Below are 12,845 nucleotides of genomic sequence, written 5' to 3' on the forward strand. Positions count from 1 at the left end.
AGAGATTGAACTTTGAGGGATCCGGGGATTGGGGAATCGGGGGACGGTATGTGGCTTTTTTGACTATCCTCGCCCCTCTTCTTCCCCTATCTCCCCTTCCAGGAGATCGCGAATGCCCGGCTTGAGATAGATCTGACCCAGATCAAGACGCCTCAAGGCCTTTACAAAGGTCCCGACCTGGTCCCCGGGCGGCGCCTTTGAGTTGACGATAATGACCTGTTTGCCCCTGATCCGGCACAAGCCCCCCGGGGAAAGGGCCGTTTCGCCCTCCATCGGCTCATACCGGATCTCAACACCGAGCTGATCGGCTACGACCTCAAGATGACCCAGAATTGTCCTGGCGTCCACCCTGACTCCTCTGCTGTCCGACGCCTAACGCAACCGTTTAATATCCTCTACCAGTCTGCGAACCGCTTCGGCGGAACGGTCGAGGGCCGCCTTTTCCACGTCGGTCAGCGTGATTTCCACGATCTCTTCCACGCCGTTTTCACCCAGTTTGACCGGAACGCCGATAAAAAGATCATGGATGCCGTACTCCCCGTTCAGGCAGGCGGCGCAGGGGAGGATCTTCTTCTTGTCCTTGAGGATCGCCTCGGCCATCTCAACGGCCGCAGAGGAGGGGGCATAATAGGCGCTCCCGGTCTTGAGAAGGCCCACAATCTCGGCGCCGCCGTTCCGGGTCCGTTCCACCATGGCGTCGATCCGCTCCTGGGAGAGGAGCTCGGTGATGGGGATGCCGGCCACAGTGGAGTACCTGGGAAGGGGGACCATGGTATCTCCGTGCCCCCCCAGTACAAAGGCGTGGGTGTTCTCGACCGAGACATTCAGTTCCATGGCGATAAAGGCGCGGAAGCGGGCTGAATCGAGGACGCCGGCCATTCCAAGGACGCGATTCTTGGGGAACCCGCTCACATCGTAGGCCACATGACACATGGCATCCAGGGGATTGCTCACGATAATCAATACCGCATCGGGGGCCACTGCCGCCACTTCCCTGGTCACGGAGGCCATGATCCCCATGTTGGTCGAGAGGAGGTCGTCCCGGCTCATGCCGGGTTTTCTGGGGATTCCGGCGGTGATAATAACGATGTCCGAGTCTTTGGCCGCGCCATACTCCCCGCTGGCCCCGATGATCCTGGAATCATGTTTCTCAATGGGGGCCGCCTCGGTCAGATCGAGGGCCTTTCCGGCCGGAACCCCTTCCAGGACATCGATCAGTACCACATCAGCGAGTTCCTTCTCCGCGAGACGCATGGCAGCAGTGGCGCCCACATTTCCGGCGCCGATAACGGTTACTTTCTTTCTCATCTCGATCCTCCTCTTTTGGACGGTTGACGTGCGGGTGATCTTTTTCCTGGATTCTGAACGCAGGGAATTATAAAAGAGATATCTCAGCGGGTCAAGAAAATGGAGGTCCAGACGTACCGATGGTCTCTGAGACGGTAGACAGGATACAATCTCTGATCACCCAGGCGGCCGAACTGCAGCGACCCTTTGTGGCGCACGTATGCGCCGGATGTCAGGACCCCTGCTGCGCCAGGGTCCACTATCTCTTCGGGGAAAAAGACATCCTCTATCTGAGGCTGTCAGGACAGAAACCGGTCTGGCGAAGGGAAGGCATTATGAAAAAGGGGTGCTGGTTCCTGGGCCGGGCAGGCTGTTCCCTTGAACCCCTTTCAAGGCCCTTTATCTGCCACAGTTATATATGCCCTGATCTGGAAAGCGCCATAAGCGAAAGCGGCCCGGAAACCATGGCCCAACTCAGGGAAACATTCAGGGTCATCGGCATGTTGCGAAGTCAGCTCTGGTCCGAATACCTGGATGAATTGTGAAATGAAAAGACATTTACTCCTTGACCAATCCGGGACGGATCATGTATTTCCAAGCTGTTCAAGATTCGCTGCAATCATAATCCCGCATGCTGCGGGATCTACGCTTCGCTGCAATTTACTTAAGGGCTCAAGGACCATCCATGAAAATATTGATCTGTGGTGGAAAGGGTCAGTTGGGAACGGATTGTCATATTGTCCTCGGCCGTCGCCATGAGGTGAGGTCAGTGGACCTGGACGAACTGGACATTGCCGACCCTTCTCGGGTGGAGAATGAGACAGCCGCCTTTGGTCCGGATGTCATGGTGAACTGCGCCGCATATACCGCCGTAGACGCCTGCGAAACCCAATACGACCTGGCCCGGCAGATAAATGCGGAAGGCCCCGGGAACCTGGCCATGGCCGCCGAGAGACATGGGGCCCGATTGGTCCATGTCTCCACAGACTATGTGTTTGACGGGAGTAAGATGCCGCCGGAACCCTATGTGGAGACCGATGACCCCCATCCGGTGTCCTGTTACGGAAAGACCAAGCTGGCGGGAGAAGAGGCTGTCAAAGAAGCCACGGATGACTATATGATCGTACGGACCGCATGGCTGTACGGCGTGGGGGGACCCAATTTTCTCAAGACCATGCTCAGGCTGGCCCTGAAAGGGCCGACCCGGAAAATCAGCGTGGTGAACGACCAGTTCGGGTCCCCGACCTGGAGCTACCGCCTCGCCCTCCAGATTGAGACGCTGATCCAGGCAAGGGGGGAGGGCGTGTATCACGCAACCTCGGAAGGATACGGCACCTGGTATGAACTGGCCGTCGAATTCCTTGACAGGATGGGGGTGCCCCATTGCGTGGTCCCCTGCACCACGGTGCAATATCCCACGCCGGCCGCAAGACCGATGAACTCCATTCTGGAGAACCGCCGTCTCAAAGAGGCGGGCATCAACCTGATGCAGGACTGGAGGCGTGATGTGGCGGCATTTGTGGCGGCATTCAAGGACCGTCTGATCATTGAGGCAAAAGAGGGTGGCATATGAAACAACTGCTGGTGACAGGGGGATGCGGCTTTATCGGGACCAATTTTATCCGATATCTCCTGGAAGAATCCGACTTTGAAGGCCGTGTGGTGAACGTGGACGCCCTCACCTATGCCGGTAATCCGGAGAACCTGAAAGACACGGCAGAGCGCTTTGCAGGGCGTTATGCCTTTGTCAAGGCCGACATCTGCGACAGGGAACGGATGGCGGGTATCTTTGACGACTATGCAATAGACGCCATCTGCCACTTTGCCGCCGAATCCCATGTGGACCGGTCCATCGTGGGACCGGATGCCTTCATCCAGACCAATATCATCGGCACGTTCAATCTCCTGGAACTGGCAAGAGCGCATCAGGAGCGCTTGGCCCTGTTTCACCACATCAGCACCGATGAGGTATACGGGAGCCTGGGAAAAGACGGGTATTTCACTGAGGAAACAGCCTACAGACCCAACAGCCCCTATTCCGCCTCAAAGGCCGGCTCCGATCATCTGGTGAGGGCCTATCATCAAACCTATGGCCTCCCCGTCACCATCTCCAACTGCTCCAACAATTACGGGCCTTACCAATTCCCTGAAAAGCTCATCCCCCTCATGATCCAGAACGCCCTGGAGGGAAAATCCCTCCCGGTGTACGGGGACGGTCTCAATGTCAGGGACTGGCTTTATGTGAGGGACCACTGCACGGCCATCTGGCGCATCATGAAGCAGGGGGAGAGGGGCGAAACCTACACCGTGGGCGGCAATACGGAAATGGAAAATATCCGGATCGTGGAGATGATCTGCGACCTTTTGGACGAACTCATTCCATCCGGGAATGCCCCGTCACGCAGGGAACTGATCACCTTTGTCAAGGACCGGCCCGGGCATGACCGCCGGTATGCCATCGATTGCACCCGGTTGAGGAAGGCCTTAAGCTGGGCGCCTGAGGAGTCGTTTGAAACCGGAATCCGAAAGACCATCCGCTGGTATCTTGAAAACAAGGAGTGGGTGAACCGGGTGAGAAGCGGCGAGTACCAGACGTGGATCGACGCGCAATATGGGAAGTGACTGGATACTGGATACTGGATGCTTGATACTGGATGCTTGATACTGGATGCCGGTCGTAGCGAAGCGGAGATCCCGCTGAAAAGCGGGACTGGATGCTCGTTTCCGGTTACTCCCTACTGCATACTGCATACTGCATACTACTAACGGCTTTTCCGGCCGCTGGTTTTAAGCCGTTAGCGTGGTCCGCTTATCAGCTCAACAGCTTATGAGCTTATCAGCTCACTGGCCTAACGCCTCACTCCAAAACCTTGTAAGGGGAAAACGAACCGATGAAAGGAATCATTCTGGCAGGGGGGTCTGGAACCCGCCTCTATCCCATTACCCGCGTGGTGAGCAAACAGCTGATGCCGGTATATGACAAGCCGATGATCTACTACCCCTTATCCGCCCTTATGCTGGCGGGGATCCGGGAGATCCTCATCATTTCCACGCCTGAGGATCTCCCCAGGTTCCGGCAGCTGTTGAATGACGGGTCTCAACTCGGCCTTTCCCTCTCCTATGCGGAACAACCGAGGCCGGAAGGGCTGGCTCAGGCCTTTATCATTGGAAAGGAATTCATCGGTCAGGACCCTGTTGCCCTGGTCCTGGGAGACAACATCTTCCATGGCCGCGGGCTGTCTCAGGTGCTGGAGAGATGCGCCAAGCTTGAGCAGGGGGGCATCATCTTCGGTTATCTGGTAGGGGACCCCGAGAGATACGGGGTGGTGATGTTTGACCCGAGCGGCAGGGTGACCGGCATCGAGGAAAAACCTGCAAGACCCAGATCACGGTATGCGGTGCCGGGGCTCTACTTTTATGACAGCGATGTGGTCCCTATTGCCGAAAGTCTCAAACCGTCGGCCCGGGGCGAGCTGGAGATTACCGATATCAATCTGGAATACATGCGCCGCGGCCAGCTCCGGGTGGAGCTTCTGGGGAGGGGATTTGCATGGCTCGATACCGGGACCCATAAGTCGCTGCAGCAGGCGAGCAGTTTTGTCGAGGCCATACAGGAACGGCAGGGCCTCAAAATCGCGTGCATCGAAGAGATCGCCTATCGTAAGGGGTATATCCACCGCGGACAGATTCAGAAGCTCGCAGAAGAGATGCTCAAGAACGAATATGGTCAGTACCTGATGGAAATGATCTCGGAGAGAGGGGACGGCAATCATGACTTTGAAATTTAGCGAGCAGTCTCTTCCGGGCGTTCTCCTGATCGAACCGGCGGTCTTTAAAGATGGGAGGGGGTTCTTCATGGAGACCTACCACATGGACAAATACCGCGAGGCCGGCCTCGACCGGCCCTTTGTCCAGGACAACCTCTCCCATTCCCGGCGATTCACCCTTCGCGGACTCCACTATCAGCTCAATCACCCTCAGGGGAAACTGATTTACGTCGTCTCCGGAGAAATTCTTGACGTTGCAGTGGATATCAGAAGGGGGTCCCCCACATTCGGAGAGTGGACAGGGATCCGCCTGTCAGGAGAAAACAGGCGCCAGCTCTATGTCCCCGAGGGATTCGCACACGGCTTCTGCGTCCTGAGCGAGTCTGCCGACGTAATGTATAAGTGCACGGATCTCTATGCCCCCGGAGACGAATACGGGATACTCTGGTCGGATCCGGCCCTGGCCATTGAATGGATTGTCGAGAACCCGATCCTTTCTGAAAAGGATGGAGGGAACCCGGCGCTCAAGCACATACCGGAAATATCACTGCCGGTCTACCGGCCGTAGGCCGGTCTCCGGCGAATACTGTCACTTGTTTCAGGGTAGGCGTTAAAGATATGGGATTAGAAATGGAGACCCTCGTTATATCACTGGGCGGCTCGATCATTGTTCCGGGGGAGATCGATACGATCTTTCTCCAACGATTCAGGGAGATCATACTCACGCTGGAACAAAAGCGGTTTCTGATTATCTGCGGCGGTGGAACCATCTCCAGAAAATACCAGAATGTCGCCAAAGACATCACCACCGTCACCAAGGCGGATCTCGACTGGATCGGGATTCAGGCCACGCGGCTCAATGCCGAGCTGGTCCGCGCCATGTTCGGGACAATGGCCCATGAGAAGGTGATCCATGACCCGAATCAACCGATCGACACGGACAAGAGGGTCATCATCGGGGCCGGATTTGAGCCTGGAAGCTCCACCGATCTTCGGGCCGTGCAGTTGGCCGAGCGCTTCGGGGCAGGTCAGGTGATCAATATGTCCAATATCGATTACGTGTACAGCAATGATCCCAAAAAGAACCCCGATGCCGTAAAGCTGACCCGCATATCTTGGGACGATTTCAGAAAACTGGTAGGCGATGAGTGGGATCCCGGCCTCAATATGCCCTTTGACCCTGTTGCCTCCCGGGCTGCTGCGACCATAGGCCTGAGAGTGGTCATCATCGGAAACGATGTGGGGAATCTTGAAAGGCTGTTGAAGGGCGAACCCTTCAGGGGAACGACCATTACCTGAGGCATGAGGCGCAAGACAAGGACGGGCATTGGTTTGACCCTATGGTCAATCACAACCTTTCCCTGACAATGACCGTCAGCCCGACCCAACGATTCTCATTTTGTAACATGTGGTAGCGGTTTCCGAGCCGCGAAGCGTCGTGGCATTCGGCCGGCATCCGGCATCAATTCCGGCTACCGCCAGCCGGCCATGATCTCCATGCAGGTCCGGTTCATTTCCACGGCCCGGGCTTCGGTGTCGGCTTCAGTGTAGCACCGGAACTCAGGGGCGTTGCCCGAAGGCCGTAAGTGGACGATCTCTTGGTTTTCAAAGGTGATGCGCAGTCCGTCTGTGGTATCGATCGAGGCGACGGCCCCGAAATACTCGCTGAAAACAGCCTCAAGGGTTGCCCTGTCTTCGACCTCGTCTCCGGTATAAAGTTCACTGAGCCTGGCCCTGCTCTTTTCCGTTGGGAAATCCTTCAGACGGTTGCTGTAGGTGAACCGCTGGGGCAGTTTTAAGACCAGTTGGCTGAGGGTCTCTTGTTCCTGAATGGAGAGAAGAAGGATGGCGATATGGAGGATCACCGCATCCCGGGTGGGGAGCGCGGTCAGTGTCCGGCCTCCGTATTCCATGTCGGAGGCCAGCAGAAAGCCGCCGTTGGCCTCATATCCCACCACCCGTTGAAACCCGTCTTGAAGCGCCTGCGCCATCCCTTCGATCACATAGGGCGAGCCGATCCGGGTGCGGTAAACCTTGCGGAAGCGTCCGCACTTTTCCACGGCGGAATTGCACGATATCGGGGTTGCCACTGCATCGGCCTTGAAAAAGGCCGCGCAGAGGATACCGGCCACGTCTCCCCGCAGCCACTTCCCATGTTCATCGCTGATCAGGGGCCTGTCACTGTCGCCGTCCGTCGAGACGATGGCGTCAAATCCGTAATCCTTTGACCACTGCCTGGCAGCAGCGACATCCTCGGGCCGGATCGCCTCGGTGTCCACCGGAACGAATATTTCGGAAAGTCCCAGGGGAATAATCTCCGCGCCCAGGCCGGAAAGGATGGTAACCATCAGATCTCGGCCCACCGCAGAGTGTTGATACACACCGATCCGTTTTCCATGCAGGGCGTCATAATGAAAGAATCGGAGATACCGGTCCACATAAAGATCCATGGCCTCCGGATCAGGGACAAACTCTGCCTGCTTTGAGGTGAACATCCCCCTGTTGTCAAAAAGTCCCGGGGGGAGGGCGATCTCCTGTTGCCGGATACCGGCTTCATCCTGTTTGAGGATCTCCCCTCCCTTCTTGGTATATTTGATGCCGTTTCGATCTTCCGGGATGTGACTCCCTGTCACCATAATCGTGGGGATTTTTTTCACCAGGCCGTAATGGGCCAGTGCGGGCGACGGGAGCCTGCCGCAAAAACAGGGCTCATGGCCTCTGTCTGAAACGGCCCTCCCTGCGGCCTTCATGATCCGATCGGTACTGGCACGAAGGTCACCGCCCACTGCAATGACCCCCGGGGCATCCAGTTCCTTCTGCTCCTCCAAATACTGGACAAAGGCTGCGGTGTAGGCATAGCACACCCGGTCGGTCATATGGTCCGCCAGACCGCGGGCCCCGCTGGTCCCGAATGTCACCCCGCTCCGGGCCATCATGTCGTTGATCCTGACTGTTTCTCCCATCTTTCTCTCTGTCCCTCGACAATTGAACAAGATTTCCCTGCAAATTGCGGCGCATCCCCGATCACCGGCACCACATCACCGATGACAGCCCATCGGGTATTTTCATCTTAAACATTAGATAGTTGTCCCGGCCTTCGACTGCCGGATATCTTCATTTGTCCGGCTCAATGAAAAATAATTGAGAATCAGATAATTGGATGTTAAGATAATGTCCGGATTCCTGCAACAAGATCTTTCCAATCGGACCGGCGAAGGGGTGTTCATATCAAAACCCACCGCCTTTTTTAAAAACGTGATCACCGTTGAATGAAGAGGAGGCAGCCCATGGAAAAGAAGATACTGGTGGCCTTTGATGATTCCGAAAACGCCATGCGCGGGGTGGAATTTATCACAAAAACCTTTACCCCCAACCACAAAGTCACCCTGTTCAGCGTCCTTCCGGACACGGCCGCCGCCTGCGAGATTTTCAGTCCTGAACTAACGACCTATTTTCTCACCCAGAGGGAGCTTTTCTGTTCCATGCAGGACAAAAAAACAGAACTGATCAAGGAGGCCGTCACCAAGGCCAAGCAACGCCTGATGGACGCAGGTTTTCCAGAAAGCAATATCTCCGCCGAGATTGAACCCCAGAAAAGGGGGGTGGCAAGGGATATCATTGATAAGGCCGCGTCGGGATATGACATCATCGTCATCGGCAGAAGGGGCTTGTCCGCCATCAAGGAATTTTTCCTGGGAAGCGTCTCGCAGAAGGTCATCCACTCCGCAGGAGACATATCGGTGGTCCTGGTCGGATAGCTCCCAGTAATTCGCAAACGGGCATTTTCATACCCTTGTGACACTGAATTCGAAACCCGTCAAAAACCGTTCTTTATAATGGATATGAATACAACCGGGACTTACCAACTCCACAGTCCAAAGTTTTCCTAATGTATTGATTTTATTGAATGCATAAATTCCAGGCCGTCATTCCGGCGAAAGCCGGAATCCAGTGTTTTTTTTGATAAGTTAAATGTTCTGGATGCCGGTCGAAGATCCCGTACTTGCGGGGATGAAGTCCGGCATGACCTGAGAACTTTGGACTCTCAAGTTACCAATAACGCCCTGTCAATTTACATTCAAAAACACCACCTTAAAGATGTCTCGGTAACAAATGAGGCTGTCGTCAAAAACCATTATGCGTTAGCAAACAGGGGGGGTATCGTCATGGGAATGCTCAAAGAATTCAAAGAATTCGCTATGCGTGGGAACGTTATCGACATGGCCGTAGGCATTATCATCGGCGCTGCATTCGGGAAGATTGTCAGTTCGTTTGTGAACGATGTTATCATGCCGCCCATCGGATTGCTTTTGGGGGACACCGATTTCTCCCGACTGGCAATCACGCTAAAGGAGAAGACCGCTGCAACGGAAGCCGTTACCCTCAACTACGGGGCATTCATCAATACTGTTTTGGATTTTATTATCGTGGCCTTAGCGATCTTCATGGTCATCAAGCAAATGAACCGTTTCAAGAGGAAAGAAGAACCACCACCCCTCGCCGAACCCATTACCAAGGAATGTCCGAAATGCTTCACCGACATCCCTATTAAGGCGACCCGTTGCCCGAACTGCACATCAGAGCTTTAGTATGATTCCTATCCGCGATACCGTGGAATCCGGAAACTATCCGGTCGTCACCCACCTGATCATCGCGGCCAATGTAATGGTCTATCTCATTCAGCTCTCTCAAGGGGCAAGGATAGACCATTTCATCCTCATGTACGGTCTGGTTCCGGCAAGGTACTCCGATCCTTTCGTGGCCGGATACTTCACCCTGGGCCAGCAGCTCTTTTCATTCATCTCTTTCATGTTCGTCCATGGGGGCTTCTGGCATGTCCTCTTCAACATGTGGTCGCTGTATATCTTCGGCGACAATGTGGAGGACCGCCTGGGATCGGTACGATACCTCCTCTTCTATCTGTTGTGCGGGCTGGCCTCCGGTCTGGCCCATCTTTTTCTCAACTGGCACTCCCAGATTCCGACGGTGGGTGCCAGCGGGGCCATCGCCGGGGTCATGGGCGCCTATTTCATCCTCCACCCCCGGGCCAAAATCCTGACCATGATCCCTGTTCTGTTCATCCCCTTTTTTGTCGAGCTTCCGGCCTTCTTCTTCCTGGGCCTCTGGTTTTTCTTTCAACTTGCCAGTGCTTCCCTCAGTCCGGCCCAGGAAGGGGGTATTGCCTGGTGGGCCCATATCGGCGGGTTTATCTTCGGGATGATCTTCCTGAAGCTCTTTGCCAGGGTCCCGGAAACCGGACTCACCCAAGCCGTGAAAAGCAAGACCGCCAGAAAGAAGACCCCCCATCTCCAGACCCTTCATACCACCGCTGCACCGGAAGATCTCCACCTTTACGGCGACATGGTCATTACTCCCGAAGAGGCACTCAAAGGCGCCCGAAAGCTGGTCAACATACCCTGGGCCTTTCAGAAAAGGCTCCTTCACGTGACAGTGCCCCCCGGCGTCAAGGAAGGGACGGTCCTGCGGCTGGAGGGCATGGGAAGGGGGGCGCCCGAAGGCCGAAAAGGAGATCTTCTGCTGAAGCTCAAGATTCGGGAGCACCCATGAAAAATTCGAGATGGTGTCCCCAGAAGAGACCCCCACGGGCTTGCCGGTAAGGCACCAGCTTCTCCGTAGGGCGCAGAGAAGTTACAGACAAAGCGTCTAATCAAGGGAGGACTATGCCCGATATCAAGATTCGCAATGCCCACATCGATGATGCCGTCTTTCTTGCCTGGCTCATATTGACTGCAGGGAGGGCCCATGTGAGACGAGGCATCTGGGAAGTCATTCTTAACCAGTCAGAAGATGACTGCCTTGATTTTCTCGCCCTCTTGACCCAAACAGATACCCCCCATCTGTTTCACTACTCCTGTTTTCTCATCGCAGAAACCCAAGAAGGCCCTGTATCGGGGCTTGGCGGCTACGATCCGGAAACTCACGGCTATCCCAGTCTCTTGGAAGCCGTTACGAAAGTCTATGAAGAATTGGGCAGATTTCCTACTGAGAGGGCCGTCGGGGGACCTCCGAGAATCACCACATCCATTCCGCCGTCACTCAAAGGGACATGGGTGATTGACAGTGTGGCGACCCTTCCCGCGTTTCGCAGAAGAGGGATTGTCGACAGATTGCTGGACACCATAAAGGATGTGGGACGGGAGCGCGGGTTTCGTCAGGCACAGATTTCCATCTACATAGGGAATGCCCCGGCACAGCATGCCTACGAAAAACATGGGTTCAGAATGCTCGATGAATGGCGTGACCCATACTTTGAAAAGGAGATCGGGTCCCCCGGTATGGCCCGTTTGATCTGTGACCTGTGACCCAACTTTATGAACTCACGCATCTCAACCATAGCTGAAGGATCGAGTCCACACAGGGCGGCCGGGTTTTCGCCGAAGATCATCCTTTTGAACCCGACCGTCGGGCGCTCTCAGGAGGGCAAAGTTTGGCCTGACGACCGATATCAGAGATCGAATCAAAATGACGATCGCCTCCCCCGCAAATTACGGTCTGTTGCCCCTGGTGTCGGGTCTCCCTCCTATATTTCTTTCCCCTCCCCCCGAGGGTCTGCCTTGCGGTTGGCGGACCGTGGGATTCGATTGGGGGATATTCGGACGATCCGGCCGCACCTCCCTGGCGGGTGCCGGGCCGGCCGGTCTCGATGGACCGGCGGTCGGTTCTGGTGCACCTGGGGACCTGGGCAACGTCGGCTTGTCTGTCTCGATTCTCCTTGAAGCCCCTGGTGCCCCGGAGGATCTCCTCTGCAGAGGCTCCACCGTCGGATCCGTTTTAGGGACCTTGTAACGATCCGGCTGCGTCTTCCGGGTGGGTTCCGGACGCGTTGGTCTTGCCGGACCGGCGGTCGGTTTTGACGGACTGGCGGCCGGCCTTCCCGCGATCGGGGATTTAGGGAGTTTCACCCTGTTTGGCGCGATTCCCTTTGAACCCCCTGAGGAGGGTTTGGCCGGGCCGTGGGATTCCAGTTTCAGCCGCTGATTGCCGAGTTCGCGGACCTGTTTTCCACGGGCTTCAAACTGCGCCCGCTCGTTCTTGCTCAACCGTGTGAATTTCGACATCCCCTCTCTGCTTTTTGTCACGGGAACAAAAGGGGCTTTATACGTATGGCCGGAGGCCTTTGAGACCATCGGTTTCCTGGGATCATAAAGGGTTCGCGGGGGTCTGAACGCCTCATATTTCCGACGCGCCTGATATGTTGCATGCAGATTTTTTTCCCAGTTGCGGTCGTTTCGATGCCGCCACCGCTGATGCGCATAAATAGGATCATATCCGTGACGTCTGGCGTGGGGGGAGAACCAGGGAAATATGCCCCGCTGGTAATATCTGGCGGCATAATAATCACCAAAATAGTAGTGATGATACCGCGGACGCAGGAAGAGGCAGTCGGAGAACACCCTCAGGTCGATCATAAACGATGGCGTGAAATAGAAGCCGCTGCCTATGGTTATCCCGACGCCGAAGGAGACCGGCGCAAACAAAACCCCTCGATGGGCAACCGCCACGTCCCAGTACCCCCCGACAAAGATATACCCCCTGGGCGACCACACGTAGTGGGCGGGCACCCAGACCCAGTCCGGCCGCATGACCGCCCAGTACCCCGGACGCCAGGCATACCGTCCATGGGACCATATCCAACAGCCGGGTATCCAGGTATAGTCCGGTGAGGGGGCAGTGACATTGGGCCCCACTTCAACCGATTCGGGGGGCTCGGGGAGGTATGCGGTATCATTCTGGTTTTCAGCGGCCCAATAGCCGGAAATCCATTGAAAG

The 12,845-nt window shown here is 55.8% G+C and carries 14 protein-coding genes; 10 read left to right on the top strand and 4 right to left on the bottom strand.

Annotation, left to right across the window (positions count from 1 at the left end):
• Positions 1–63: 63 nt before the first annotated feature.
• Together K9N21_15840 and mdh are read right to left on the bottom strand one after the other, a co-directional pair.
• Complete coding sequence (locus K9N21_15840; GenBank protein MCF8145388.1) at positions 64–348, bottom strand: hypothetical protein; 285 nt, start codon at positions 346–348, stop codon at positions 64–66.
• 24 nt (positions 349–372) lie between these two features.
• On the bottom strand, positions 373–1,308 hold the full coding sequence (gene mdh / locus K9N21_15845; protein MCF8145389.1) for a malate dehydrogenase: 936 nt from the start codon (positions 1,306–1,308) through the stop codon (positions 373–375).
• 119 nt (positions 1,309–1,427) lie between these two features.
• Here mdh and K9N21_15850 point away from each other — a divergent pair, with 119 nt between their 5' ends.
• The 6 genes from K9N21_15850 to pyrH all read left to right on the top strand — a co-directional run bounded on the left by K9N21_15850 (position 1,428) and on the right by pyrH (position 6,353).
• Entirely contained in the window at positions 1,428–1,832 is a 405-nt protein-coding gene (locus tag K9N21_15850; GenBank protein MCF8145390.1) for a hypothetical protein, read from the top strand.
• A gap of 140 nt (positions 1,833–1,972) precedes the next feature.
• Positions 1,973–2,860: a dTDP-4-dehydrorhamnose reductase gene (gene rfbD, locus K9N21_15855; GenBank protein ID MCF8145391.1), complete on the top strand. Its 888-nt coding sequence runs from the start codon at positions 1,973–1,975 to the stop codon at positions 2,858–2,860.
• Complete coding sequence (gene rfbB, locus K9N21_15860; protein MCF8145392.1) at positions 2,857–3,909, top strand: dTDP-glucose 4,6-dehydratase; 1,053 nt, start codon at positions 2,857–2,859, stop codon at positions 3,907–3,909. The genes rfbD and rfbB overlap by 4 nt, the downstream gene beginning before the upstream one ends.
• 269 nt (positions 3,910–4,178) lie before the next feature.
• A complete protein-coding gene (gene rfbA, locus K9N21_15865; protein MCF8145393.1) occupies positions 4,179–5,075 on the top strand; it encodes a glucose-1-phosphate thymidylyltransferase RfbA in 897 nt (298 codons plus the stop codon).
• Positions 5,065–5,622, top strand: coding sequence for a dTDP-4-dehydrorhamnose 3,5-epimerase (gene rfbC / locus K9N21_15870; protein MCF8145394.1), 558 nt, complete (start codon positions 5,065–5,067; stop codon positions 5,620–5,622). The genes rfbA and rfbC overlap by 11 nt, the downstream gene beginning before the upstream one ends.
• 50 nt (positions 5,623–5,672) lie before the next feature.
• Positions 5,673–6,353, top strand: coding sequence for a UMP kinase (gene pyrH, locus K9N21_15875; GenBank protein ID MCF8145395.1), 681 nt, complete (start codon positions 5,673–5,675; stop codon positions 6,351–6,353).
• 173 nt (positions 6,354–6,526) lie between these two features.
• On the opposite strand, the gene K9N21_15880 is transcribed toward pyrH, so the two are convergent.
• Positions 6,527–7,987: a phosphomannomutase gene (locus K9N21_15880; protein MCF8145396.1), complete on the bottom strand. Its 1,461-nt coding sequence runs from the start codon at positions 7,985–7,987 to the stop codon at positions 6,527–6,529.
• A gap of 354 nt (positions 7,988–8,341) precedes the next feature.
• Between K9N21_15880 and K9N21_15885 the strand changes: the two genes are divergently transcribed.
• The 4 genes from K9N21_15885 (at position 8,342) to K9N21_15900 (ending at position 11,377) form a co-directional block, all read left to right on the top strand.
• Positions 8,342–8,812 (top strand): universal stress protein, encoded by a 471-nt coding sequence (locus K9N21_15885; GenBank protein ID MCF8145397.1) that lies wholly within the window; start codon positions 8,342–8,344, stop codon positions 8,810–8,812.
• 414 nt (positions 8,813–9,226) lie between these two features.
• Entirely contained in the window at positions 9,227–9,643 is a 417-nt protein-coding gene (gene mscL / locus K9N21_15890; protein MCF8145398.1) for a large-conductance mechanosensitive channel protein MscL, read from the top strand.
• Position 9,644: 1 nt separating this feature from the next.
• Positions 9,645–10,622 carry a rhomboid family intramembrane serine protease gene (locus tag K9N21_15895; GenBank protein ID MCF8145399.1) on the top strand — a complete coding sequence of 326 codons (978 nt, stop codon included), beginning with the start codon at positions 9,645–9,647 and terminating at the stop codon, positions 10,620–10,622.
• 113 nt (positions 10,623–10,735) lie between these two features.
• Positions 10,736–11,377: a GNAT family N-acetyltransferase gene (locus K9N21_15900; GenBank protein MCF8145400.1), complete on the top strand. Its 642-nt coding sequence runs from the start codon at positions 10,736–10,738 to the stop codon at positions 11,375–11,377.
• Positions 11,378–11,560: 183 nt separating this feature from the next.
• On the opposite strand, the gene K9N21_15905 is transcribed toward K9N21_15900, so the two are convergent.
• Positions 11,561–12,845, bottom strand: a 1,285-nt coding sequence (locus K9N21_15905; protein MCF8145401.1) for a hypothetical protein, incomplete at its 5' end; no start/stop codon positions are given.

Source organism: Deltaproteobacteria bacterium (assembly GCA_021737785.1).
GTDB lineage: Bacteria > Desulfobacterota > DSM-4660 > Desulfatiglandales > Desulfatiglandaceae > AUK324.